Annotated in this window: 22 protein-coding genes and 1 pseudogene; 15 read left to right on the plus strand and 8 right to left on the minus strand. The window is 63.0% G+C overall.

The genetic code is table 11. The features are described from left to right. Positions 1 to 14: 14 nt before the first annotated feature. A complete protein-coding gene (locus tag AC07XZ_RS23280; RefSeq protein WP_085747374.1) occupies positions 15 to 1,805 on the minus strand; it encodes a thiamine pyrophosphate-requiring protein in 1,791 nt (596 codons plus the stop codon). A 263-nt stretch (positions 1,806 to 2,068) separates the two neighbouring features. Between AC07XZ_RS23280 and AC07XZ_RS23285 the strand changes: the two genes are divergently transcribed. Continuing rightward, the gene (locus AC07XZ_RS23285; RefSeq protein WP_085747375.1) at positions 2,069 to 2,488 is read left to right on the plus strand and encodes an organic hydroperoxide resistance protein; all 420 of its coding nucleotides are present in this window, start codon (positions 2,069 to 2,071) and stop codon (positions 2,486 to 2,488) included. Between the two features lie 124 nt (positions 2,489 to 2,612). Here AC07XZ_RS23285 and AC07XZ_RS23290 read toward each other — a convergent pair whose 3' ends face one another. Further along, complete coding sequence (locus tag AC07XZ_RS23290; RefSeq protein ID WP_102687735.1) at positions 2,613 to 3,053, minus strand: hypothetical protein; 441 nt, start codon at positions 3,051 to 3,053, stop codon at positions 2,613 to 2,615. Between the two features lie 404 nt (positions 3,054 to 3,457). Between AC07XZ_RS23290 and AC07XZ_RS23295 the strand changes: the two genes are divergently transcribed. Further along, positions 3,458 to 5,632: a TonB-dependent siderophore receptor gene (locus AC07XZ_RS23295; RefSeq protein ID WP_102687736.1), complete on the plus strand. Its 2,175-nt coding sequence runs from the start codon at positions 3,458 to 3,460 to the stop codon at positions 5,630 to 5,632. On the opposite strand, the gene AC07XZ_RS23300 is transcribed toward AC07XZ_RS23295, so the two are convergent. Continuing rightward, complete coding sequence (locus AC07XZ_RS23300) at positions 5,629 to 6,546, minus strand: LysR family transcriptional regulator (RefSeq protein ID WP_102687737.1); 918 nt, start codon at positions 6,544 to 6,546, stop codon at positions 5,629 to 5,631. The genes AC07XZ_RS23295 and AC07XZ_RS23300 overlap by 4 nt on opposite strands. A 100-nt stretch (positions 6,547 to 6,646) precedes the next feature. Then, positions 6,647 to 7,846, minus strand: coding sequence for an MFS transporter (locus AC07XZ_RS23305; RefSeq protein ID WP_102687738.1), 1,200 nt, complete (start codon positions 7,844 to 7,846; stop codon positions 6,647 to 6,649). Positions 7,847 to 8,155: 309 nt separating this feature from the next. Here AC07XZ_RS23305 and AC07XZ_RS23310 point away from each other — a divergent pair, with 309 nt between their 5' ends. The 4 genes from AC07XZ_RS23310 to AC07XZ_RS23325 all read left to right on the plus strand — a co-directional run bounded on the left by AC07XZ_RS23310 (position 8,156) and on the right by AC07XZ_RS23325 (position 13,385). Then, positions 8,156 to 9,415, plus strand: a complete 1,260-nt coding sequence (locus AC07XZ_RS23310) for a c-type cytochrome (protein WP_102687739.1) — start codon at positions 8,156 to 8,158, stop codon at positions 9,413 to 9,415. After that, positions 9,412 to 9,885, plus strand: coding sequence for a (2Fe-2S)-binding protein (locus AC07XZ_RS23315; protein WP_102687740.1), 474 nt, complete (start codon positions 9,412 to 9,414; stop codon positions 9,883 to 9,885). Before AC07XZ_RS23310 ends, AC07XZ_RS23315 begins: the two co-directional genes overlap by 4 nt. Continuing rightward, positions 9,882 to 12,119, plus strand: a complete 2,238-nt coding sequence (locus AC07XZ_RS23320; protein WP_102687741.1) for a xanthine dehydrogenase family protein molybdopterin-binding subunit — start codon at positions 9,882 to 9,884, stop codon at positions 12,117 to 12,119. The genes AC07XZ_RS23315 and AC07XZ_RS23320 overlap by 4 nt, the downstream gene beginning before the upstream one ends. Before the next feature lie 150 nt (positions 12,120 to 12,269). Further along, positions 12,270 to 13,385: an alkene reductase gene (locus tag AC07XZ_RS23325; RefSeq protein ID WP_102687742.1), complete on the plus strand. Its 1,116-nt coding sequence runs from the start codon at positions 12,270 to 12,272 to the stop codon at positions 13,383 to 13,385. A 65-nt stretch (positions 13,386 to 13,450) separates the two neighbouring features. On the opposite strand, the gene AC07XZ_RS23330 is transcribed toward AC07XZ_RS23325, so the two are convergent. Beyond that, on the minus strand, positions 13,451 to 13,876 hold the full coding sequence (locus AC07XZ_RS23330) for a cupin domain-containing protein (RefSeq protein WP_102687743.1): 426 nt from the start codon (positions 13,874 to 13,876) through the stop codon (positions 13,451 to 13,453). A 123-nt stretch (positions 13,877 to 13,999) separates the two neighbouring features. Then, complete coding sequence (locus tag AC07XZ_RS23335; protein ID WP_102687744.1) at positions 14,000 to 14,902, minus strand: transcriptional regulator GcvA; 903 nt, start codon at positions 14,900 to 14,902, stop codon at positions 14,000 to 14,002. A 109-nt stretch (positions 14,903 to 15,011) separates the two neighbouring features. Here AC07XZ_RS23335 and gstA point away from each other — a divergent pair, with 109 nt between their 5' ends. Continuing rightward, positions 15,012 to 15,626, plus strand: coding sequence for a glutathione transferase GstA (gstA, locus tag AC07XZ_RS23340; protein ID WP_102687745.1), 615 nt, complete (start codon positions 15,012 to 15,014; stop codon positions 15,624 to 15,626). Between the two features lie 154 nt (positions 15,627 to 15,780). On the opposite strand, the pseudogene AC07XZ_RS23345 reads toward gstA, so the two are convergent. Further along, positions 15,781 to 15,972: pseudogene (locus AC07XZ_RS23345) on the minus strand (hypothetical protein); the annotation flags it as partial. A gap of 158 nt (positions 15,973 to 16,130) precedes the next feature. Here AC07XZ_RS23345 and AC07XZ_RS23350 point away from each other — a divergent pair. Together AC07XZ_RS23350 and AC07XZ_RS23355 are read left to right on the plus strand one after the other, a co-directional pair. Beyond that, entirely contained in the window at positions 16,131 to 16,727 is a 597-nt protein-coding gene (locus AC07XZ_RS23350) for a paraquat-inducible protein A (RefSeq protein ID WP_074690848.1), read from the plus strand. Beyond that, on the plus strand, positions 16,724 to 17,395 hold the full coding sequence (locus tag AC07XZ_RS23355; protein ID WP_102687747.1) for a paraquat-inducible protein A: 672 nt from the start codon (positions 16,724 to 16,726) through the stop codon (positions 17,393 to 17,395). The genes AC07XZ_RS23350 and AC07XZ_RS23355 overlap by 4 nt, the downstream gene beginning before the upstream one ends. A gap of 1 nt (position 17,396) precedes the next feature. Here AC07XZ_RS23355 and AC07XZ_RS23360 read toward each other — a convergent pair whose 3' ends face one another. Beyond that, positions 17,397 to 18,146: an SDR family NAD(P)-dependent oxidoreductase gene (locus AC07XZ_RS23360; protein WP_085611803.1), complete on the minus strand. Its 750-nt coding sequence runs from the start codon at positions 18,144 to 18,146 to the stop codon at positions 17,397 to 17,399. Between the two features lie 164 nt (positions 18,147 to 18,310). Between AC07XZ_RS23360 and AC07XZ_RS23365 the strand changes: the two genes are divergently transcribed. The 6 genes from AC07XZ_RS23365 to phnE form a co-directional block, all read left to right on the plus strand. Continuing rightward, positions 18,311 to 19,207: a LysR family transcriptional regulator gene (locus AC07XZ_RS23365; RefSeq protein WP_102687748.1), complete on the plus strand. Its 897-nt coding sequence runs from the start codon at positions 18,311 to 18,313 to the stop codon at positions 19,205 to 19,207. 116 nt (positions 19,208 to 19,323) lie between these two features. Then, positions 19,324 to 20,316, plus strand: a complete 993-nt coding sequence (locus AC07XZ_RS23370; RefSeq protein ID WP_102687749.1) for a zinc-binding dehydrogenase — start codon at positions 19,324 to 19,326, stop codon at positions 20,314 to 20,316. Positions 20,317 to 20,437: 121 nt separating this feature from the next. Then, positions 20,438 to 21,289 (plus strand): putative selenate ABC transporter substrate-binding protein, encoded by an 852-nt coding sequence (locus tag AC07XZ_RS23375; protein WP_102687750.1) that lies wholly within the window; start codon positions 20,438 to 20,440, stop codon positions 21,287 to 21,289. Further along, a complete protein-coding gene (locus tag AC07XZ_RS23380) occupies positions 21,286 to 22,083 on the plus strand; it encodes a phosphonate ABC transporter ATP-binding protein (RefSeq protein WP_102687751.1) in 798 nt (265 codons plus the stop codon). The genes AC07XZ_RS23375 and AC07XZ_RS23380 overlap by 4 nt, the downstream gene beginning before the upstream one ends. Continuing rightward, complete coding sequence (locus AC07XZ_RS23385; protein ID WP_102687752.1) at positions 22,077 to 22,904, plus strand: PhnE/PtxC family ABC transporter permease; 828 nt, start codon at positions 22,077 to 22,079, stop codon at positions 22,902 to 22,904. The genes AC07XZ_RS23380 and AC07XZ_RS23385 overlap by 7 nt, the downstream gene beginning before the upstream one ends. Then, positions 22,901 to 23,632, plus strand: a 732-nt coding sequence (phnE, locus tag AC07XZ_RS23390) for a phosphonate ABC transporter, permease protein PhnE (protein ID WP_102687753.1), incomplete at its 3' end; no start/stop codon positions are given. The genes AC07XZ_RS23385 and phnE, both read left to right, overlap by 4 nt.

Consider the following 23,632-nt stretch of genomic DNA (forward strand, 5'->3'; position numbering starts at 1 on the left):
CGCCACGCTGAAGCTTATTTGGGCTTACCGGGCAATACCGCCCCCAATACCTGTTTAGCCGTTTGCACGATGACACCCGCTTCGTCCGGGTCGCCCTTGAGCAGGGTAGTGGCGAATTTCTTCGCCTGTTCCAGCTTGATATGCGGAGGCAGCGGCGGCACGTTCGGGTCGGTCTTGAATTCGATGACGACCGGCACCTCCGAGGCGAACGCCTTTTCCCAGGCAGCGGCGACGTCTTCTTCCCGATCGACAAAAATGCCTTTGAGACCGATGGAGATGGCGAACAAGTGGTAAGGCACATCCGGAATACTTTGCGACGCTGTGAATTTTGGGTCGCCCTCCATCACGCGCTGCTCCCAGGTGACCTGATTCAAATCCTCGTTGTTGAACACGGCGCAGATCCACTTCGGGCTGTCCCACTGCCGCCAGTATTTGGCGACCGTTATCAGTTCGGCCATGTTGTTCATCTGCATGGCGCCATCGCCGACCAAGGCGATCACCGGCCGTTGCGGGAAAGCGAACTTCGCCGCGATCGCGTAGGGCACGGCGGCTCCCATCGAGGCCAGGCCACCGGAAAGCGAGCACTTCATGCCCTTGCGGATTTTCAGGTCACGGGCGAACCAGTTGGCGCAAGAACCGGAGTCGCTGGTGATGATGGCCTGCTCGGGTAACCGCGGGGACAACTCGTACACCACCCGTTGTGGGTTAACCGGATCGGCCTTGGCCATGGCGCGCTTCTCAAGGGTTTTATCCCAGCTCGCCCGCCAGCCTTCGATCTTTTTACGCCACTTGCGCAGCGGCTTGTGTTCGAGCAATGGTGCCAGTGCCGCGAGGGTCTCGGCTGCATCGCCAACCAGATTGACTTCCATCGGGTAGCGCAGACTTAGCATGTCGGGCTGCAAATCGATCTGGACCCCGCGCGCCTGCCCCTCCTTCGGCAGGAATTCGGCATAGGGAAACCCCGATCCGATCATCAGCAGGGTGTCGCACTCCGTCATCAGTTTGTAGCTCGGCTCTGTACCGAGCAGACCGATGCAGCCCGTGACCCAGGGCAACTCGTCCGGCAACACCGCTTTACCGAGCAGCGCCTTTGCCACTCCGGCGCCCAGTTTCTCGGCAATCGCAAACACTTGCTCGCTGGCTTGCAGCGCTCCGGCACCCACCAGAATCGCCACCTTCTCCCCTGCATTCAGCACGTCGGCGGCACGTTGCAGATCCGCGTCGTAAGGCAGCACCTTCGGCTTGCTGTAACCGATCCCGGAATGCGCGGTGCCATGGGCCCGCGCGGGGGCCTTGTACTCGATGTCCTGCAAGTCGTTCGGCAATATCAGCGCCGTCACCCGGCGTTCGCCGACCGCCGTGCGTACCGCGCGATCCAGTAGGTGCCGGACCTGCGAAGGTGCCGAAGCCTGCTGCACGAATGCTCCGGCCACGTCCTTGAACATCGAGACCAGATCCAGCTCCTGCTGATAATGGCTGCCCAGTGCCGTGCGCGCCTGCTGCCCGACAATCGCCAGCACCGGCATGTGGTCCAGCCGAGCGTCGTAAAGTCCGGTGATCAGGTGCGAGGCGCCGGGGCCGGATGTCGCGATGCACACACCCAGTTCACCAGTGAATTTGGCATGGGCGGACGCCATGAACGCCGCCATTTCCTCGTGACGCGCCTGGACGAACTCGATCTTGCCACCTGCCCGGCTCAACGCACCGAAGACGCCGTTGATACCGTCGCCGGGATAACCAAAAATTCGTGTCACACCCCATTGGCTCAGGCGCTCGACCAGAAAATCACCCACTGTCACCGTCATGTCCGACCTCATCTTTTCATTGCGTATGACATCCCGGTGCGCCGACATCCACGACACGCTCGGGAGATGTAAAGGTCTGGACAGCCCGTCGGACGGCGAAGTTTCGATTAGTTGCGCCCTTGATCCCTCCCACGCCGATACAGGCTACAGAGCGATACAAAAACTCCGCTGCACGACACATCCCGGGTACATGCCAATGCAAAAGTGTGAGCCATCGGAACCTTCACTGTCCGACATCCCCCATCACTCAGGCAGGTATTTCCATGATCAATCAACTCGACACCGTGCTGTACACCGGCAAGACCCGCACCACCGGCGGGCGCGATGGCGCATCGCGCAGTTCGGACGGCAACCTGGACATCAAGCTCTCGCCACCCGGTTCAAATGGCAGCGGCACCAATCCCGAACAGCTGTTGGCAGCCGGTTGGTCGGCCTGCTTCATCGGCGCCATGGGCAAGGCAGCCGCGGCACAGAAGATCAGGCTTCCGGCGGAGGTGGCGGTCGAAACCGAAATCGATCTGGGCAAGGCCGGCGATGCATTCTTTCTTCAGGCGCGCTTGAGTGTCAGCCTGCCGGGGCTGGAGCCTTCGGTCGCTCAGGCGCTGGTGGACGCTGCGCATCAGACCTGCCCTTACTCAAAGGCCACTCGCGGCAACATCGACGTCACCCTGCGGCTGATCTGAATCAGCCCTGTTTGATCCGACAAACCGCCCGATGCACGGCTTCGGGCGGTTCTTTTTACAGGGTTGGAGCGATGCCGTTCCTCCGGTTCAAACAACCAGAGGAGCGAAACGGTCATTCAACGATTTACGCAAACGACGTCTCGTGCTCGCTTTCGTGGACGTAAATCCACGAGATTCCCGATGGCGAATCCGGGTCGAGGCGCATCAGCGCCGAGTCGACTTTCTTCTTGGTGATCCCGTTCTTGACCAGGTCGAAAACCGTGAGGAAGAAGTCACCGGGAAGTGGCGTGATCGAGAGATTGATGATGTGTGATTCAGGGCTTCCGGCACGTTTGCCGTGCAGCCCCCAAAGGCGTTCCCAGTAGTTCTCCCGGTCCATGATCTGACCGTCCGTGAGCACCACCCGGAAATCGTTCGCCAGGGCATCGTACAAAGGCTTGATCGCCTCTTCCGACTGGGAAGCCACGCCGCGCGACCACGGGAAAAAGAGGTTGTACCAGCGGTACACCTCGGCTTGCACCAGCGCTGTTTTATCGGTTGTTTCGGTGACTCGGCTGATTGCCATCTGCGTTCTCCTTAACGAGTTCAAAGGCGCGGGTTTCCGTTACGCATCGCCGGAGCGACGCTCCGCGCCTCATTCAAGATCCATCCTGAAATCAACGTCACGGGGCCAGTTCGAATTCGCTTCAATGACTTCAGAATTTCGCCTGTCATTTGGCTGACCCGGCCACAAAAGTAGACGCCAACCTGCTGGATTGCATAGGAAGCTGACAAACGGCTTTTCGGTTGGCTGTGCTGCAACGTCCGTGCTTGAGCGGTTCCGTAATGACTCAAGCCTACCGCCCTCTCCCATTGCGCAATTTCACATTTTTTTCACGAAGCGCTTTGTTGCGGTAAAAAACCCTGACACAATTATTGGCAATGATTCTCAACTGCTCTTTGTTTGCTATTTAAAATCAGGAAGCCTCAATGTCGCGCCCAACCTCGCCGCATCGTTTCAACCCGTCACGCAACCTCCTGTCCATGGCCATCTGCATGGCCGTCATGACCCCGGCGCTGGCCGATGAAACCCGCGAGGCGCAAGACGCTGCACCGCCCGCCACCCTCGAACTCGGCGCGACTGCAATCACATCCACCCAACTGGGCAGCACCACCGAAGGCTCGGAGTCGTACACCACCGGCACCATGGCCACCGCCACCAAACTGCCGTTGACCCTGCGCGAAACACCGCAAGCCGTGACCGTCATCACCCGCCAGCGCATGGACGATCAGGCGATGACCAGCATCAACGACGTGGTCAATGCCACGCCGGGTCTGTTCCTCGACTACTCCAACGGCCCAGGCCGACAGGCCTACAAAGCCCGGGGTTTCAACATCGACAACCTGATGTACGACGGCATTCCAAGCGGCTACGACGGCGTGAACGTCGGATCCCAGCCGAATCTGGCGATGTTTGATCGGGTTGAAGTCGTTCGGGGCGCGACCGGTCTGGTCACCGGTGCCGGCAACCCTTCGGCGGCGATCAACCTGGTGCGCAAACGGCCATTGGCCGAGCAGCGCGTCACCCTGACCGGCGCCGCCGGAACCTGGGACAACTATCGCGGCGAGCTCGATGCTTCGAGCCCGCTCAACGACAGCGGCACCCTGCGCGGCCGGGTGGTCACGTCCTACCACGACGCCAACAGCTTCATCGATGACGTCGACGAGCAACACAACCTGTTCTACGCCGTCACCGAAGCCGATCTGAGCGACGACACCACCCTGACCCTCGGCTTCTCGCACCAGAAGGACAGGACCAACTACTTTTGGGGTTCATCAATGATCGGCCTCGACGGCCATCACCTCGACCTGCCGCGCTCGTATAACCCCGGCACTTCCTGGGAGGACAAGGATCAGGAAATCAACACCGTCTTCGCCGAGATCCGTCAGCAACTGGCCAACGACTGGAAGCTGCAGGTCAACGCCAACTATTCCGAACAGAACGCGCTGTTCTCCGGCTCGTACCAGTCGCGCTGGGTCAACGACACCCTGGCCCGCACGGTTTACCAGTCCAAGGCCGATGAAAACCAGGCAGGTCTCGACGCCTTCTTCAGCGGCCCGTTCGAAGCCTTCGGACGCAGCCATGAACTGGTGGTCGGCGCCAGCAAACGCATCTACGACCTGACCACCCACAACTACTCGCCGTACGACACCAACTGGCCGATCAACGCCGGCAAGCCGGACTTCGTCCACACCAACAACACACGTGAAGTCACCACTCAGGACGGCGTGTACCTGACCACCCGCCTGAGCCTGGCCGACCCATTGAAGCTGATCCTCGGCGGGCGTCTGGACTGGTACGACTACGACAACCGCGATGGCGACGGCGATTACAAAGTCACCCGCAACGTCACCCGCTATGCCGGCCTGATCTACGAGCTGGACGACCATCATTCGGTGTACGCCAGCTACAGCGACATCTTCACCCCGCAGAGCAACAAGGGCACCTCCGGTAACCCGGTCAAGCCGATCGTGGGCAAGAACTACGAGGTCGGCATCAAGGGCGAATACCTGGGCGGCGCGCTGAATGCCAGCCTCGCCGTGTTCCGTGTCGATCAGGAAAACCGCGCGGTGCAGGTGTTCGTGCCGAACTGCCCGCAGTCTTCCTGCTATGACGCCTCCGGCGAGATCCGCAGCCAGGGTATCGACCTCGAGCTGCAAGGCGCGCTCACCGACAACTGGCAGATCGGCGGCGGCTACACCTACGCCCGCACGCACACCATCAAAGACGAGGCGAACCCGCAGAACGTCAACAAGCAGTTCGACACCGACACCCCGGAGCACCTGTTCAAGCTCACCACCCGCTATAACTTCCAGGGCCCGCTGGAAAAACTGCGTGTGGGCGGCAACATCTCCTGGCAGAGCCGCATGTACAACGACATCGAACTGCTCGATGGCGGCAACTACCGCCTCAAGCAAGGCGCTTACGCCGTGACCGACCTGATGGCCGGCTACCGGGTCAATGACAACCTCGACCTGCAACTCAACGCCAACAACATCTTCGACCGCAAGTACTACTCCACCATCGCCAACTCCGTCAGCTACGGCGGCGACAGCTATGGCACGCCGCGCAACATGATGCTGACGGCCAAGTACACCTTCTAGGTCTTCTTAGCGCAGGGACGCGCCAGAATGTCTTCCAGAAAATCAATGAACACATTGATACGGCTGGAGCCACGGTGATTGGGCAGATACAACGCATTGATGCAGCAGCTCGCATTACCGGGGTTGACTTCATACCCCTTCAGCAGCCGCATCAACCGACCCGCCTCAACATCAGCGCGCACCAGCCAGTCGGCCAGCAGGGCCACCCCGCGCCCCGCCACCGCCGCTTCGCGCAGGATGTCGGCATTGTTGCTTTGCAGGCGGCCATGGACATTGAGCTGGATGGTTTCCTCGTCGCCCTGGAACGTCCAGTGCTGGTGCGAACCACCGTAGTCGAAGCGCAGGCATTGATGCTCAAGCAAGTCTCGTGGATGCGCCGGCACAGCGTGACCGCTCAGGTAATCCGGACTCGCCACCACCCAGCGCTGGAAGCCGCCCACGCGTTTGCTGACGATATCGTCACTGACCACCGACGATCCCAGGCGCACCGAGACATCGATCTGCTCGCTCAGCAGATCGCTGACCTGATCGCTCAACGACACACTGATTTCAAGCCCCGGATGGCGGTCGAGCAATACTCCCAGTTGCGGCGCAATGATCTGTCGGCCGAACTCCACCGGCACGCTGATGCGCAGGCGTCCCTGCGCCTCGCTGCCCCGGTCGGCGACAACCGCGTCGGCCTCATCGATGGCATCGAGAATGGCCACCGCTTTCTCGAAATAGGTTTGGCCGGCGACCGTCACGCTGGTGTTGCGTGTCGTGCGGTTGAGCAGGCTGGCGCCCAACTCGTGTTCCAGCCCCGCCACCTGGCGTGTCACCGAGGACGTCGAGATGCCGAGTTTGCGCGCCGCCGAGGAATAACCACCGCAACGTACGGTTTCAACGAACATCTTCAGTGCCAGCAACTTGTCCATAAGTGGAGCCCGATCGAAAGGAAACGGTGATGATTGTGCATCACCGTTCGCCAATCGTCTTGTAGGACCGTGCTTCATCGGACTCAGCGGTGCCTGCGTTTCAGGCATCGGCCTTGCGGCTCAGGAACAGCGCCAGGGCCAGCGCCGGCAGCAACGCCACGGACACGGCGGACAGGTTCCAGCCAAAATGCTCGTAGAGCGGACTGGCGACCAGCGATCCCAGAGCACCGCCGACGAAGATGCTGGTCATGTACACGGCATTCAGGCGGGCCCGGCTGTGCGGATCGAGGGCGTACACCTCGCGCTGGCCCAGCACCATGTTCAGTTGCACGGCGAAGTCCAGCAGCACCGCGCAAACCACCAGCCAGACATAGCCGCTGCCCGGCAGCGCGGCGATCAGCAACGAGGCCGGAGCGAGCAACAGTGCCACGAGCGTCCCGCGCCGACCGTGCCCGGCATCGGCCAGCCGCCCGGCAATCGGCGCTGCGACCGCCCCGACGGCACCGACCAGGGCAAATATCGCCACCTGTGCCTGACTGAAACCGTGGTGCCGCATCAGCTCGATCGGTGCGAGGGTCCAGAACAGGCTGAAGCTGGCGAACAGCAAGCCCTGATACAGCGAACGCTGACGCAGAACCGCGTGCCGACGGGCCAGCGCAAACACCGAGCCGATCAGCGCCACGTAAGTCGCCTGATGGCTCGGGACGCGGCGCGGCAAGGCAATCGCCGTGATCAGGGCGATGACGGCCATCAGTGCCGCCGCGCTGAAAAACACCCCGCGCCAGCCGAACACTTCCACCAGCAGACTCGACAGGGGTCGCGACAGCAGAATGCCCAGCAACAGGCCACTCATGATGTTGCCCACCACCCGGCCACGGGTCGCCTCGGGCGCCAGGTGCGCAGCCAACGGCACCAGGATCTGCACCGCCACCGAAGTCAGGCCGATCAGCAGCGACAGGACAAGGAACATCGACGGCGAATGCGTCAGACCGGCGCACAACAGGGTCACGCTCGCCGCCAGGGTAAAGCCCACTACCAGCCGACGGTTCTCCATCAGGTCGGCCAGCGGCACCAGCAACAGCAGGCCCAATGCATAACCGAACTGCGTGAGTGAAACGATCAGACTGGCATTGGCACTGGACAGGCCGATCTGCGGCGCGATCAGTTCGACGATCGGCTGAGCGTAATAAAGGTTGGCCACGACCGCGCCGCAGCAGAATGCCAGGAACGCGACCATCAGGCCGGAAAGAGAAGCGGATGGTTCGGCCTTGGCCGCCGCTGCCGGATTGCCCGTAAGCATGATGACACCTCGATGAGTTTGGAAAAGTGACGCCAAGGCTAAGGGGCGCGCAGGCCTTCGAGTATCCATCCCAAAGGCAATTGAGTGATGCGCCAAATGCAACGACCCTCGGCGTTGCACTTGGCGCAACGTGCTATTGCGCGGTCCGGCAATACTCGGACGGATGCACCTTCTCTACCCTTGGGCACCAGGCGCAGGGCTTTGCATCGGCGCCCTTCCCCGGTCGTTCAAGGAGTTGTCGAAGATGCCGAATCCGTCCCTCACGCCCACCGCGTGCCGCTTGGGCAGCCGCTCATGAACGGCCATTTCATGAGATCCAGAGCGCTGTGGGTCAGCGCGGCAGCCCTCGCGTCGATCGGTGCAATCGCGGCCCTGGCGCTGATGTGGCGTCCGGCAATTGCGCCGGTCGAGCGCCCGCAAACCTTCGACTCCGCGCAACTGCAACGCGGCGCACGAGTGGTCGAGGCTGGCGACTGTGCGGTGTGTCACACGCGACCCGGCGGCCAATACCTGGCCGGCGGACTGCCGCTGGTAACGCCGTTCGGCACCCTCTACAGCACCAACATCACCCCGGATCCACAGACCGGCATCGGCCAATGGTCGTTGCCGGCCTTCGAGCGGGCGATGCGTGAAGGGATCTCCCGCGACGGCCACTTCCTGTACCCGGCCTTCCCTTACGTTCATTACCGGCGCATGAGCGGAGACGATATCGCCGACGCCTATGCGTACCTGATGAGCGGCCCCGCGGTGGACTCGCCGCCACAACAGAACCGCATGAACTTCCCGATGAACATCCGGCCACTGGTGTCGTTCTGGAACCTGCTGTTCCTGCATGGAAAACCGCTGACGCCGCTGGCGGAGCAATCGCAGACGTGGAATCGCGGACGTTACCTGGTCGAAGGTCCCGGTCACTGCGCGGGCTGTCATTCGCCGTTGAACCTGATCGGCGCCGAGAAATCCGGCGAAAACCTGGCCGGCGGCAGCGTGGATGGCTGGGACGCGCCGTCACTGCTGGGCATGGCGCACCGGGCAAACCCGTGGAGCAGCGAACAATTGGTGAGTTACCTGCGGGCCGAAGTGGTCGACGCACACGGCACGGCGGCGGGCCCGATGCGCCCGGTCAGTCTCGGTCTGGCGCGCTTGCCCGCGGAAGATGCTCAGGCGATTGCCGAGTACCTGCTGAGTCTGCCGGCGAAAACCGCGGTCAACGAAATTCCGAGCGCCAGCGCTGAACCTGCGGATCGATCCTCTGGCGTGCTGCTGTTCGCCAGTGCCTGCGCCGGCTGCCATGCCCAAGGCGCGCCGATGCGTGACATCGACGGCCGCCCGGCACTGGATCGCACCTCGGCGCTGCAGGCTGCCAGCCCGCGCAACTTTGTGAAAACCGTACTCGAAGGCATCCCGGCAGAACCCGGCCAGCCGGGGCCGGTGATGCCCTCGTTCGCCGCCAGTCTCGACAACGCTCAACTCAACGCCCTGGCCGTCTACCTGCGCCATCAGGCCAGACCCGACCAACCCTGGACCGACCTTTCCGCCACCCTCGAAGCGCTACGTCAGGAGACGAAATGACTCAGATCACCCTCAACGTCAACGGATCTTCCCGGGCTCTCGAGCTGGAACCGGACATGCCGCTGCTCTATGCGCTGCGCAATCACCTGGGCCTGAACGGCGCCAAGTACGGGTGTGGTCTGGGCCAATGCGGTGCCTGCACCGTCATCGTCGATGACCAACCGGTGTTTTCCTGCCTGACACCCTGCGCCGGCCTTGAAGGCAAAAAGGTGCGGACGGTCGAGAGTCTGGGAACCGCCGAACGCCCCGGCTCACTGCAGCAAGCGTTCATCGACAAACAGGCCGCTCAATGCGGTTACTGCATCGCCGGCATGTTGATGCGTGCGCAGTCACTGCTCGAAAGCAATCCGCATCCCGACGAACAGACCATTCGCGAACACATGTCCGTCAACCTGTGCCGCTGCGGCACGCACTTGCGCATCATCGAGGCGATCAACCTTGTCGCCCGGCAAAACGGGAGTGCGCAATGACGACGATCAATGAGGTCGATCACAGTCGCCGCGCGTTCCTGCGCGGGGGCGCCCTGCTGGTGGCGTTTGCTTTGGTGCCGGTCTCGCGCCGCGCCCTGGCTGACACCGAAGTCGATACCCTCGGTACGGTCGTGCTGGCGCCGGACCTGCCCGGCAGCCTGCGCACCAACCCCTGGCTCGATGCCTGGATCCGCGTCGGCCCCGACGGCATCACCGTCTACACCGGCAAGGTCGAACTGGGCACCGGGGTCAAAACCGCGTTACTGCAAATTGCCGCTGAACGCCTGGAGGTCGCCCCGACCGCGATCAACCTGCTCACCGCCGACACCGCACTCACGCCGAACGAAGGCTACACCGCCGGCAGCCACTCGGTTTTCGACAGCGGCACCGCGCTGTTCAACGCGGCGGCACAAGTGCGTGAGATGCTGCTGGAATCGGCCGGGCGCAGCTGGAACGTTGCGCCGGCGCTGCTGACGACTCGCGACGGCATCATTCTCGGCCCGACCGGGCAACGCATGTCCTACGCCGACGCCGTGCAGCAGGTCGATCTGCACCGCTACGCAAAATCCGCATCGCCCTCGATGCCACCGGCGTCGTTCAAGCTCATCGGCCATTCGCTGCCACGGCTGGATATTCCGGGCAAAGTCAGCGGCGGCGCGGCGTTCGTGCAGGACATTCGCCTGCCGGGCATGCTCCACGCCCGGGTCATCCGCCCGCCGCGCCCCGGCTGCACGCTGGAAGCCATCGATGCGGAATCGATCAAGACGCTGTCCGGGGTGGTGCAGGTGATTCGCGACGGCAATTATCTGGCCGTGGTGGCGCGGGATGAATGGCAAGCGATCAAAGCCATGCGCCATGGATACGCCTCGGCGCGCTGGAGCGGCGGACAGGCGATTCCCGAATCGCGGGACATCCACACCTTGCTTGAACGTCTGCCCTCGCGTCGTTATCCCATCAGCCATGAAGGCACACCCCAAGGCGCGACCGACCACAAATATCGCGCCCGGGTGACCAAGCAATACCTGATGCATGGTTCGATCGGCCCGTCCTGCGCCGTGGCCTGGTTCAAGGACGGCACCCTCACCGTCTGGACCCACACCCAGGGCGTGTATCCGCTGCGCGCCGGAATCGCCGAGATGCTGCGGCTGCCGCCCGAGCGCGTGCGCTGCATCCACACTGAAGGCTCCGGCTGTTACGGCCACAACGGCGCAGACGATGCCGCGGCTGACGCAGCGCTGATTGCCATGCACGTACCGGGCTCGCCAGTGCGGGTGCAGTGGATGCGCGAGCAGGAAAACCTCTGGGAGCCCTACAGCTCGGCGATGGTCACCGAAGTGCAAGCCAACCTCGACGCACAGGGTCGGCTGCAAGACTGGAACTATGAGCTGTGGACCACGCCGCACAACGAACGCATCGTCAACGCCGGGCGCTTGCTGCCTGCACGCCTGCTGGCCCGGCCGTTCGCTTCCGCACCCTCGGTGCCGATCGCCCAGCCTGAAGGCGATGGCGATCGCAACGCAGTGCCGCTGTACACCGTGGCCTCCTCGCGGATCGACATGAACTTCGTCACCGAAATGCCGTTCCGCACCTCGGCCATGCGCTCGCTGGGGGCGCACATCAACGTCTTCGCCATCGAAGCCTGTATCGACGAGCTGGCCGCCAAGGCCGCAGTCGATCCGGTTGCCCTGCGTCTGGCGCACCTGACAGACCCTCGGGCGCGGGCGGTGGTGGAACGGGTGCGCGATGCAATCGACTGGCCACAAAAAAGCAGTGAACCCGGCGCAGGCCTTGGCTTCGCCTTCGCGCGCTACAAAAACATCATGGGCTACTGCGCCATTGCCGTGCGTCTGCGGGTGCATCCGCAGACCGGCGAAGTGCAGATCGATCACGTCGTCACCGCAGTGGACGTGGGGCAGATCGTCAGCCCCGATGGCCTGCGCAACCAGGTCGAGGGCGGGATCGTGCAGTCCACCAGCTGGACGCTGTATGAAAAAGTCGCCTATGACGCCGGCGGCATCCGCAGCTACGACTGGAGCGGCTACCCGATCCTGCGCTTCTCGCAAGTCCCCAGGAAGGTCGACGTTCACCTGCTCGACCAACCGGGGCAACCGTTTCTGGGGGCCGCCGAAATCGTCCAGGGCCCCATGGCCGCCGCCATCGGCAATGCCGTGGCGAATGCCACCGGACGACGCTGGCTGAACCTGCCCCTGACCCGCTCGCAACAGCCTGCCTGAAACGCGCCACGTTGCATTTCACGCAATGCAGCGTGGCGTCGCGTGTGGATTATCAAGCACCGGTCAGCCGCTTAACGTAGGGCCATCCGGTGTCGGGCCAAATGTCCCGACACCGCCCTGCCGACCCTTTTCGAAGACTGGAGAACCCCTATGACACAACATCTGTTCCGCCCCATCGCACTCGGCCCCTACACACTTCCCCACCGGGTGGCGATGGCACCGTTGACCCGCTCCCGTGCCGGGCAACCGGGCGACATCCCGACATCCATGAACGCCGAGTACTACCGCCAGCGGGCGAGCGCCGCGCTGATTATCACCGAGGCAACGCAGATTTCCCGTCAGGGCCAGGGTTATGCGTGGACGCCTGGCATCTACAACGATGAACAGGTGCAAGCCTGGCGCGAAGTCAGCCGCGAGGTACACGAGGCTGGCGGGTTGATCTTCATGCAGCTGTGGCATGTGGGCCGCGTATCGCACCCAAGCTTTCAACCGGACAACGCACTGCCGGTGGCGCCGAGCGCATTGCCGGTGCCGGGCAAGACCTTCATCGTCGATGCCGAGGGCAACGGTGTCTGGGGTGACGTGCCGGTGCCGCGCGCACTGCAGGTTTCGGAAATCGCCGACATCATCAACGACTACCGCCGCGCCGCCCGCAATGCGCTGAACGCCGGGATGGATGGCGTGGAAATTCACGCCGGCAACGGCTATCTGCTGGACCAGTTCATCAACAGCAACAGCAACCAGCGCACCGACGGTTATGGCGGCCCCCTGGAAAACCGTGCGCGCCTGTTACTGGAAGTGGTGGCCGCCGTGGTCGACGAAGTCGGTGCCGACCGGGTCGGCGTGCGCCTGACGCCCATGGGCCGCTTCATGGGCATGGGTGATGAATCGCCGGAGGCCACATTCGGCTACATCGTGCGCTCGCTGAACCGCTGGAAACTGGCCTACCTGCATCTGGTCGAGCCCGCCGTGGTCGGCACCGTCAAGGATGAAAACTTCGATCCGCGCTGGGACGCGATCATCGCTCAGTTGCGTGATGCCTGGGCTGGCGTGTTGATGATCGCCGGCGGCTACGACCCCGAGTCGGCGGAACAGGCGCTGGCCGACGGTCGCGCCGACATCATCGCGTTTGGCCGTCCGTTCCTGGCCAACCCCGATCTGCCTCGGCGAATCCGCGAAGGCCTGGCGCTCAACGCACCGGACCCGAGCACGTTCTTTGGCGGCGATCAACGTGGCTATACCGACTACCCGGTGCACGCCCACTGATGCGCTGAACAGCGGACGCAAAAAGGCCTGTCACATCGGCAGGCCTTGTTCGTTTTCGCGGAGCATTACTGCTTGAGAATCAGCAGCGGCTCGCCCTTCTTGACGATGTAGGTCGCCAGTTCCGAGCCCTTCTCGTTGCCGACATTCTTGGCGATATGCGCCACACCCGCCGGGATGAACAGCGAATCACCCGCCTTCAGCGTCACCGGCGCCTGCCCTTCAAGCCGATACTCGAACGTGCCGCTGATCACGTAAGCCACTTCCACACCCGGATGCGCATGGTTGGGTGACGTGACGCCCGGTTCGAAGTCGACGCGAGCCTGGATCACCTCGCGATCCGCCGCACCCAGATCCTGTCGGACCAGATCGGTACGGCTCAGGCCTTGTTGCCAGTTCTTCGCCGGGGCGGCAGATGGGGTGTCAGCCGCGTGGGCGAGGCCGGTCAGCGAAACGAGTACGGCGGCAGCGGTCATCAGAAGTGTGCGGCGCATGGTGTTGTCCTCTTGGAAGTAGTGATGTGTTGGCCACTACTTTGGGCGAGGCATGTACGCAGGATGTGTCCTGATGACGGGGTTTGTTACCTGTTTGTGTACGGCGGCGCGATGGATACACGCTTATACAAAGGGTTTGGCCAGCACCTGCGATAGCCAGCCTCTGAACGCCACGATCTTTTTCGATTCGGCCTGATCGTGGGGCGTGACGAGGTAAAAGCCGGAAGCGGATTTCAAGCGCAAATCAAACGGCGCCACCAGCCTGCCCGCCCGCAGATCGTCATCGACATAGGTCGAGCGACCGATGCACACGCCCTGCCCGTCAATCGCCGCCTGCACCGCCATCATCGCCAGGTCGAAGGTCAATCGCGGGCCTTTGGCCGTCAGCGGTGGCTGGCCTGCCGCATGCAGCCAGTCGTTCCAGTCATTGGCGGTCACGCCGCTGACTTGCAGCAAAGGGTGATGGGCCAGGTCCGCCGGTGTATTCAACGGCTTGTCGCCGGTCAACAAGCGCGGGCTGCACACCGGAAAGATCTCGTCGGCCATCAACCAGTCGGCCCGAAGTCCAGGCCAGTTCCCGTCGCCGTAGCGGATCGCCGCATCGATGCCGCCCTTGCGAAAGTCCACCCACTCGGTGGAAGCGCTGATCCGCACATCAATCTCGGGATGCGCCTCGCGAAATGATGGCAATCGCGGCAACAACCATTTCGATGCCACCGACACCAGCGTGCTGATGGTCAGGACGCTGTTGTGGCTGGATTCCAGCAGCTTTTCAGTCGAGTAGCGCAATTCAAGAAACGCTGAGCGGATGCCGGGCAAGTAAGCATTGCCCTCCTCGGTCAATGCCAAACCGTCCTTCAAGCGCATGAACAGACGCACGCCGAGTTCATCTTCGAGGCGACGGATCTGATGGCTGATCGCAGTTTGCGTGACGTTCAGTTCTTCAGCGGCGCGGGTGAAGCTCATATGCCGGGCGGCGCATTCGAAGGCGCGCAATCCATTGAGCGATGGCAGTCGGGGGAGCATATGACCTCTTAGAGTCCATGAGATTTTGTCATACGCTAGCACTGCATTTGTCCTTTGCGAAGCGGCGCGGCGATAGCGGATTCTGAGGCTCTACCTGCAAGGAGATCCCATGAAACTGTACTTCGCCCCCATGACCTGTTCGCTGTCGCCGCACATTGTGCTGCGCGAGCTGGAGCTGCCGTTCGAGCTGATCCGCGTCAACAACCAGACCAAGCAAACCGCCGACGGCCGGGACTTTCGCCAGATCAATCCGAAGGGCTACGTGGCCGCGCTGATGCTGGACAACGGTGAAGTGCTGACCGAAGGCCCGGCGATTCTGCAGTACCTCGCCGACCTCGTACCCGGTCATTCGATGGCCCCGGCCAATGGCACCTGGGAACGCTCGCGCTTGCAGGAATACCTGAACTTCATCAGTTCGGAAATTCATGGAGGCAGCGCGCCGTTGTTCAGCAGCGAAATCCCGGAAACCACCAAAACGATCTTCAAACACAAACTGTTCAAGCGCCTGGATTACCTGAACCGGATCCTCGCGACACAGCCCTTTCTGATGCAAGTGTTCGGCGTAGCGGATGCCTACCTGTTCACGGTGCTGAAGTGGTTGCCGACATTCAGCAACGCCATCGAAGACTGGCCAGCGCTGGCGAACTACATGACGCGCATCGCCGAGCGGCCCAGCGTGCAGGCTGCCATCGCGGCAGAGGAAGCCACGCAACCGGTCGTCTGACATGACCAGTTGCGCCAAGCGCCCTTGATGGGCCGGCGCGCAGTCAGGCGCCCGACTCTGGATCACTTGCCGGCAGGCCCCGCGCTTCTCGGTCCTCATCATCCTTGGCGGTGCTCTGCGGGTTGGCGTCGGTGCTTCCTGAGCGGTTGCCGTCCTGCGGATGCTCGGATCCCACCGAATCGTTGGCCGCCACATCGCTCATGTCTTCTTCCAGTGGCGCTTCATCGTCCGGCGGCAAGGGGACTGGCGACTCATCCTTGCGGGGATCATGGCCGGTTTCGTTGTCGGTGGTGCGCGTCACGGCCTGTTGTGACAGGTTGCCGGGTGCATTTTCATCAATGTCCATGGGGTTCTCCGTTCTGCTGCGGGATAGGGGTACCTGAACGTGTGAAACAAGCGCGTGCGGGTAAGTGCCCGGTGTTGGACGAATGGCGCCCCCGGTTGCCGAATGCCCCAGCGCTTCTATAGTGAAGGGGTTCAAGCCTTCCTTCCGTCGAGCGCCCCATGGCCAGCACCGATCAACTGATCATCTGCGAGCATTGCGACTGCGTGTACGAAAAAGTCGCGCTGGCCAAACACCAGAAGACCCTCTGCGTGCGTTGCGGCGCCGTGCTCCAGCGCTACAACAACCTGAGCGTGGAGCAACGGCTGGCCCTGAGTTTCACCGCGGCGATGCTGTGGCTGTTCGCCAATTTCTACCCGGTGATGAGCATCAGCATGAAGGGCCTGAAAAACAGCGCGACCCTCTGGGATTCAGTACTGGCCCTGAGTCAGGGGCCGATCACCTTCATGGCGATGGTCGCGGCGATCTCGATCATCATCGCCCCGGCCTTTCAACTGGTTTTGTTGATTTGGGTCTTGAGCTTCGCCCTCGCCTCGCGCCGTTCACCGGGGTTCAAGCTGTGCATGCGCTGGCTGGAAACACTGCGGCCGTGGAGCATGCTCGAAGTCTGCCTGCTCGGCGCGATGGTCGCGGTGTTCAAACTGGCGGGCATGCTCGACGTCATTCCCGGCATCGGCCTGTTTGCGCTGGCCGTGCTCAGCCTGTTGCTGATCCGCATCGCCGGGCGCGACGTGCGCGAACTGTGGGACATCCTATGAAACGACCACCGACGGCAACCGAACTCAACCTCTGCCTGTGCCACAGCTGCGGGCTGGCCTGCGACATGACCGGCGAGCCACACCAATGCCCGCGCTGCGACGCCCCGCTGCACCGGCGCAAGACCAACTCGCTGACCCGCACCTGGGCCTACATGTTCGCCGCGCTGGCGTTTTACGTGCCGGCCAATCTGCTGCCGGTGATGAACACCACCCTGCTGGGCAGCGGCGCCGACAGCACCATCATGAGCGGCGTGCTGGAGTTCTGGGAACACGGTGCGTGGGACATCGCCGTCATCATCTTCGTCGCCAGCATCGCCGTGCCGGGGGTGAAATTCGTGGCGCTGACCTTGCTGCTGGTCACCGTGCAACGGGACAGCCATTGGGCGCGCAAGGAGCGTTCGAAGCTGTACCGCTTCGTCGAGCTGATCGGCTATTGGTCGATGCTCGATGTGCTAGTGGTTGCGCTGGTGGCGGCGCTGGTGAAATTCCAGGCGCTGGGGGATATCGAGCCGCGCGTAGGGATTCTGTTTTTCGGCCTTGTGGTGGTCTTTACGATGCTTTCGGCGATGAGCTTCGACCCGCGCCTGATCTGGGATAACGCGCCGGACGATGAAACGGAAAAACCCCGGCACTCGACTGAACAAGTGCCGGGGCATCAAGCAACTTAAATCAGATCTGCGCAGTACCGCCGTCAACGAACAACTCGATGCCGTTGACGAAGCTGCTGTCATCCGAGGCCAGGAACAACGCAGCCTTGGCAATCTCGCTCGGCTCGCCGAGACGCCCGATCGGCACGATCGACGCCAGTTGATCGAACAGCCCCTGGGTGTGTTCCGCCGGCACCAGCCCTGCCAGACCTGGCGTGCGCACCGGGCCAGGGCTGATCGCGTTAACGCGGATGCGCCGTGGTTTCAAGTCCAGCAACCATGAGCGGGCGAAGTTGCGCACCGCCGCTTTACTCGCGCTGTAGACGCTGAAGTTCTCCGTGCCCTGCACCGAGGTGGTCGACGAGGTCAGCAAAATCGAGGCGCCATCGCGCAGCAGCGGCAAGGCCTTCTGCACGGTGAACAGCGTGCCCTTCACGTTGGCGTCGAAAATCCGGTCGAAGTGCTCTTCGGTGATCGCGCCCAGCGGCAGCATGTCCCCGCCGCCGGCGTTGGCGAACAGAATGTCGAGGTGCCCAGCCTTGGCGGAAATCTCGCTGTAGATGCGATCCAGATCCTCCAGCTTCGCCACATCGCCCTGAATGCCGATGGCTCGCGGGCCGATGGCGGCGACCGCTTTGTCCAGCTCGGCCTGACGGCGGCCGGTGATAAATACCGTGGCGCCCTGGGCGACGAATTCCTGCGCCGAGGCCAGGCCGATGCCGGTGGTGCCGCCAGTGATCAGTGCGATTTTGCCTTCAAGTCTGTTGCTCATGATGAATCTCCAGTAACCGTTTCGAGGTTGGTGACGGGTCGTAGGTGAGCCGTTGGAAGCGACTTTAGGCCGATCGATTGAATTGAAAAATCCACAAAATCGGTTTTGTTTGTGCACAGACATGCACAATACTCAGCCGTGTCCAATCCACTGAGCCCGAACCGATGAATCAGTTAATGGCGATCCGCACCTTCGCCCGCGTCGTGGAAAGCGGTTCTTTCACCAAAGCCGCCGACTCGCTGAACCTGCCGAAAACCACAGTCAGCAAACTGATCGGCCAACTGGAAAACCACCTCGGCGTGCGCCTGCTGCAACGCACCACTCGCCGCCTCACCGTCACGGCCGACGGCGCTTCCTATTACCAGTTGACCCAACAACTGCTGCATCAACTGGACGACATCGATCAGGGCTTCAGCCAGGCCCAAGGCCTGCCGCGCGGCAGGATTCGCGTGGACATCGGCGGCTCGACCGCGACGATGCTGGTGATCCCCGAGCTGCCGAAATTCTTCGAACGCTACCCGGACATCCAGGTTGATCTGGGCGTCAGCGACCGCCCGGTGGACCTGATCAGCGAACGGGTGGACTGCGTGATTCGCGGCGGTCCGCTGACCGAACAAACCCTGGCGGTACGGCGCCTCGGCGAAGTTTCCTGGACCACCTGCGCCACGCCCGACTATCTGCAACGCCATGGCACCCCGAGCCACCCGCTCGACCTGGCCAGCCATCAGCTGATCGCCTACCGCTCGGCCTCGACCGGGCGCATCCTGCCGTCGAATTTCCAGCGCAACGGCGAACGCCATCAGATCGAAGGCAAAGGCCTGATCAGCGTCAACGAGAGCAACGCGCACCTGGCGGCCGGGCTCGCCGGACTGGGCATCATCCACACCTTCAGCTACACGGTCAGGACCGCCATCGAGCGCGGCGAACTGGTGCCGATCCTCGAGGACTGGCGTCCACCGGCCTATCCGTTTCATGTGCTGTATCCGCCGAACCGGCATTTGAGCAATCGGGTGCGGGTGTTTATCGATTGGCTGGTGGAGCGGTTTGCGCAGGTCGATTGAAGTGCTGCGCGAGCATTGCTGACTTTTACGCAAAACACCTTTGACCCAGGGCCGGTTCTTCTCATGCACGTTGCCACCGATACTGGCGGCCATCGATAGTCATGGGAAACCGCACAATGCAAACCGATTACGCTGCATGGGCCTGGACGTCCGGCCAAGGGCTGGATGGCCTGACACTGACCCGCAAACCCCTCGTGCAACCCGGCCCCGGCCAAGTGCTGGTGGCCAACCGCGCCATCGCCTTGAACCCGGTGGACTGGAAGATCATCGAGTGGGGCCACTCCGCGTGGCACACCGGCCGTGTGCCGGGTGTCGACGGCATGGGCGTGGTGGTCGCGGCCGGCGCCGGCGTGACACTGCAACCCGGCAGTCGCGTGGCGTATCACCAATCACTGGCGAGCGATGGCAGTTTCGCCGAGTACTGCCTGCTCGACGCCGCCACCGTGCTGTCGGTGCCCGCCGCGCTCGATGATGCCGCGGCGGCGTCACTGCCCTGCCCCGGACTGACCGCGTGGCAAGCCGTGGAAAAAGTCCCCGCGAATGGCGCGGCCGATGTGCTGGTGATCGGCGCCGGCGGCGCGGTCGGCCTGCTGCTGGTGCAACTGGCGGTACAACGCGGATGGCGGGTCTGGGCGACCGCGTCCGGCGCGCATCATGAAAAGCTCAAGGCCCTGGGCGCAGTCGGCGTATTCGATTACCGCGAACCGGACTGGCAAACCGCACTCGCAGCCAGCCTCGGCGAACGTCGTTTGCATGCCGTGTTCGACACAGTCAGCGGCGCTCACGCGGCGAAAATGGCCGACCTGCTGGGCTACAACGGCCATCTGGTGTGCATTCAGGATCGTCAGGAAAGCGCGCCGCTGCCGGCGTTCACTACCGCGATTTCGCTGCATGAAGTGGCATTGAACAGCTTCCACGTCCACGCCAGCCTGCACGATCGCCAGATCTTGCGCCGCAACGGCGAGCACCTGCTGCAAGCCTTGCTGGACGGCAGCCTGATCGGCCCGGCGCTGCAGATGTTCAACTTCGATGAATTGCCCCAGGCCTTGCGCGCCCTGAAGGACGGCGCGGGTGGCGGGAAATGGGTGACGCGATTGCCCCGCGCCTGACAAGCAACCACGGCCCGACTCCCTCGCAATCGCGCCGTTTCGTCTAACCTGACGTTGCACCCGACGATGATTGCCCATCGACGGGTGCATCGACCTTGATGCCCACGAAACGGAGAATTCCATGCTCAAGCGAACCCTGGCACTGACCGCTGGTCTGGCCCTGTCCCTGTCCGCCGTGCTGGCGCAAGCCGCGGAGGTATTGAAGGTCAGTGCGATTCCCGATGAAGCCCCGACCGAGCTGCTGCGCAAGTTCGAGCCGCTGGGCAAGTACCTGCAACAGCAATTGGGCATGGACGTGCAGTTCGTTCCCGTGGCGGATTACCCGGCGGTGGTCGAAGCGCTGGCCACTGACCGCCTCGATCTGGCGTGGCTCGGCGGTTTCACCTTCGTCCAGGCGCGGCTGAAAACCGGCAACGCCATTCCGCTGGTGCAGCGTGAGCAAGACGCTCAGTTCACCAGCAAATTCATCACCGCCGACCCCAACGTCAAAAGCCTCGCCGACCTCAAGGGCAAGACCTTCGCCTTCGGCTCCGTGTCGTCCACCTCCGGCAGCCTGATGCCGCGTTATTTCATGCTCAAGGACGGCATCAAACCGGAAAGCTATTTCAGCCGCGTCGGCTACTCCGGCGCCCACGACGCCACCGTCGCCTGGGTACAGGCCGGCAAGGTCGACGCCGGTGTGCTCAACGCCAGCGTCTGGCAAAAACTGGTGGACGCCGGCAAGGTCGACACCAACAAGGTCAAGGTCTTCGCCACCACCCCGGCCTACTTCGATTACAACTGGACCGTGCGCGGCACCCTCGACCCGGCGCTGGCGGCGAAGATCAAAAAAGCCTTCCTCGACCTCGACCCGGCCAACCCCGAGCACAAGAAAATCCTCGACCTGCAAGCCGCCAGCCGTTTCATCGAAACCAGCCCGGACAATTACAAAGGCATCGAGGAAGCCTCCCGCGCCGCCGACTTGCTGAAATGACACTGCGCCTCAAACAGGCTTTTCTGCACCACACCAATGGCGTGGAGGCCCTGCGTGGCGTGGATTTGCAGATCGAGGCCGGCGAGCAGGTGGCGATCATCGGCCCGTCAGGCGCCGGCAAATCCAGCCTGCTGAACCTGCTGGCGACCGCCATTCGGCCCAGCAGCGGCGACATCGAAGTGCTGGGCGAGCGCGTCTGGCATTTGTCCGCCCGCCAACGGCAACGCCTGCGTGCGCGCATCGGTCTGGTGCATCAGGCGCCACCGCTACCGCCCCGGCAACGGGTGGTGACGGCGGTGCTGGCCGGCAAACTCGGGCAATGGAGCCTGGGCAAAAGCCTGATCAACCTGCTGCATCCGCTCGACGTGCCCGGCGCCCGCGCCGCCCTGGCAAAACTGGATCTGGCCGACAAACTCTTCAGCCAATGCCAACAATTGTCCGGCGGGCAATTGCAGCGGGTCGGCATTGCCCGCGTGCTGTATCAGGCGCCGGAGGTGTTGCTGGCGGATGAGCCGGTCTCGGCGATGGATCCGGTGCTGGCCGGGCACACGCTGTCGACCCTGTCGCGCCATGCCCGTGAGCACAACGTCACGCTGGTGGCGAGCCTGCACGCGGTGGAACTGGCGCTGGCGCACTTCCCGCGCATCGTCGGTCTGCGCGAGGGCCGGATCCTGTTCGACTGCCCGTCCGCGCAAGTCAGCCGCGACATGCTCGACACCCTCTACGCCAACGAACAACTGCAATCCCCGGCGCCCGCCGTCACGCCGCTGGTTGTGCAGATTCCGCGATGCTGAGCGCCGACACCCGCGACCCCGCCGCAGTGCCACGGTTGCTGCTGACCGGGCTGGCGATTGCCTTGCTGTGGCCCGGCATCCAGCTCAGCGAGCTGGATCTGAGCGTGCTGTTTCACGCCGACAGCCAGAGTGAAATGGGCCGCTTCGTGTCGATGTTCTGGCCACCGGCCCATGACCGCGAGTTTCTGCAATTACTGTTCAAAGCCACCCTGCAAACCCTGGCCATCGCCACCGCCGGCATGGCCCTGGCCCTGCTGTTGGCCGTGCCGGCCAGCCTGCTCGCCAGCCGCGCCCTGTCACTGACCGCCGCCTCCCGCAGCGGCCGCCCGAGCCTGTTGGGCCGACTGCTGCGCTGGCCGGTGCGCGGGCTGCTGATCTTCCTGCGCAGCGTGCCGGAAATCGTCTGGGCGCTGCTGTTCGTGCGCGCCGTCGGCCTCGGCCCGGCGGCGGGCGTGCTGGCCATCGCGATCACCTACAGCGGCATGCTCGGCAAGGTCTACGCCGAAATCTACGAATCCACCGACCAACGCCCCGCCCACGCCCTGCTCCAGGCCGGCAGCGGCCGCCTCGCCAGTTTCGCCTACGGCGTACTGCCCAACGTCGCGGCGGAACTGCTCTCCTACACCGTCTACCGCTGGGAATGCGCCATCCGCGCCTCGGTGGTCATGGGCTTCGTCGGCGCCGGCGGCCTCGGCCAACAGATCGACCTGTCCATCCGCATGTTCGCCGGCGGCGAAGTCGCCAGCATGCTCCTCACCTTCCTCCTCCTCGTCCTCGGCGCCGACCAACTCAGCCGCCTGCTGCGCTGGAGGCTGGCATGAAACGCCTGATCAATTCGGTGCTGATTCTTGCCATAGTCGCGGCCGTCATTGCCTCGTTTGCCTACCTGGGCCTCGACCTTGAAGAACTCGGCAGCGCTACCAGCCTGAAACAGATGGGCCTGTATGTCGCGCGATTTCTCAGCCCCGATCTCAGCGCCGATTACCTGAGCGCCATCCTGCGCGGGTCGATGGAAACGTTGGCCATGTCTGCGCTTGGTACCCTGCTCGCTGCCGTGCTGGGCCTGTTATTGGCGCTTCCCGCCGCTGGCCGGTTTGGCTGGCTGTTTCAAAGTCCTGCCCGCCTGCTGCTCAACGCCCTGCGCGCGATTCCCGAATTGGTGTGGGCTGCGTTGATGGTGCTTGCGGCTGGGCTTGGGCCGAACGCCGGGACATTGGCCCTGGCCCTGCACACCACGGGCGTGTTGGGGCGGTTGTTTGCTGAGGCGCTGGAGAACACGCCGCCGGAACCGGCGGATGCGATTCGGTTGCAAGGGGGGAATCCGGTTTTGGCGTTCTGTTACGGCACGCTGCCGAATCTGGCGCCGCAGTTGCTGGCGTACTGTTTGTATCGGTGGGAGAACAATATCCGGATGGCCAGCGTGCTGGGGTTTGTCGGGGCTGGGGGGTTGGGACAGATGTTGTATGTGAGCTTGAGCTTGTTTCAGGAGGCGCAGGCGGGGACGGTGATTTTGGCGATGTTGGTGCTTGTGTGGGGGGTGGATTGGTTG

It is taken from the genome of Pseudomonas sp. GW458-11-26-14-LB4, assembly GCF_059423925.1.

Excerpts from the sequence above, each read along its gene's own strand:
- AC07XZ_RS23325 (WP_102687742.1), top strand. The coding sequence starts at position 12,270 with ATGACACAACATCTGTTCCGCCCCATCGCACTCGGCCCCTACACACTT.
- AC07XZ_RS23290 (WP_102687735.1), bottom strand. The coding sequence starts at position 3,053 with ATGGCAATCAGCCGAGTCACCGAAACAACCGATAAAACAGCGCTGGTG.
- AC07XZ_RS23300 (WP_102687737.1), bottom strand. The coding sequence starts at position 6,546 with ATGGACAAGTTGCTGGCACTGAAGATGTTCGTTGAAACCGTACGTTGC.
- AC07XZ_RS23365 (WP_102687748.1), top strand. The coding sequence starts at position 18,311 with ATGAATCAGTTAATGGCGATCCGCACCTTCGCCCGCGTCGTGGAAAGC.
- AC07XZ_RS23320 (WP_102687741.1), top strand. The coding sequence starts at position 9,882 with ATGACGACGATCAATGAGGTCGATCACAGTCGCCGCGCGTTCCTGCGC.
- AC07XZ_RS23385 (WP_102687752.1), top strand. The coding sequence starts at position 22,077 with ATGCTGAGCGCCGACACCCGCGACCCCGCCGCAGTGCCACGGTTGCTG.
- AC07XZ_RS23335 (WP_102687744.1), bottom strand. The coding sequence starts at position 14,902 with ATGCTCCCCCGACTGCCATCGCTCAATGGATTGCGCGCCTTCGAATGC.
- AC07XZ_RS23360 (WP_085611803.1), bottom strand. The coding sequence starts at position 18,146 with ATGAGCAACAGACTTGAAGGCAAAATCGCACTGATCACTGGCGGCACC.
- AC07XZ_RS23370 (WP_102687749.1), top strand. The coding sequence starts at position 19,324 with ATGCAAACCGATTACGCTGCATGGGCCTGGACGTCCGGCCAAGGGCTG.
- AC07XZ_RS23350 (WP_074690848.1), top strand. The coding sequence starts at position 16,131 with ATGGCCAGCACCGATCAACTGATCATCTGCGAGCATTGCGACTGCGTG.
- AC07XZ_RS23295 (WP_102687736.1), top strand. The coding sequence starts at position 3,458 with ATGTCGCGCCCAACCTCGCCGCATCGTTTCAACCCGTCACGCAACCTC.
- AC07XZ_RS23310 (WP_102687739.1), top strand. The coding sequence starts at position 8,156 with ATGAGATCCAGAGCGCTGTGGGTCAGCGCGGCAGCCCTCGCGTCGATC.
- AC07XZ_RS23305 (WP_102687738.1), bottom strand. The coding sequence starts at position 7,846 with ATGCTTACGGGCAATCCGGCAGCGGCGGCCAAGGCCGAACCATCCGCT.
- AC07XZ_RS23380 (WP_102687751.1), top strand. The coding sequence starts at position 21,286 with ATGACACTGCGCCTCAAACAGGCTTTTCTGCACCACACCAATGGCGTG.
- AC07XZ_RS23355 (WP_102687747.1), top strand. The coding sequence starts at position 16,724 with ATGAAACGACCACCGACGGCAACCGAACTCAACCTCTGCCTGTGCCAC.
- AC07XZ_RS23280 (WP_085747374.1), bottom strand. The coding sequence starts at position 1,805 with ATGACGGTGACAGTGGGTGATTTTCTGGTCGAGCGCCTGAGCCAATGG.
- AC07XZ_RS23330 (WP_102687743.1), bottom strand. The coding sequence starts at position 13,876 with ATGCGCCGCACACTTCTGATGACCGCTGCCGCCGTACTCGTTTCGCTG.
- AC07XZ_RS23285 (WP_085747375.1), top strand. The coding sequence starts at position 2,069 with ATGATCAATCAACTCGACACCGTGCTGTACACCGGCAAGACCCGCACC.
- gstA (WP_102687745.1), top strand. The coding sequence starts at position 15,012 with ATGAAACTGTACTTCGCCCCCATGACCTGTTCGCTGTCGCCGCACATT.
- AC07XZ_RS23315 (WP_102687740.1), top strand. The coding sequence starts at position 9,412 with ATGACTCAGATCACCCTCAACGTCAACGGATCTTCCCGGGCTCTCGAG.
- AC07XZ_RS23375 (WP_102687750.1), top strand. The coding sequence starts at position 20,438 with ATGCTCAAGCGAACCCTGGCACTGACCGCTGGTCTGGCCCTGTCCCTG.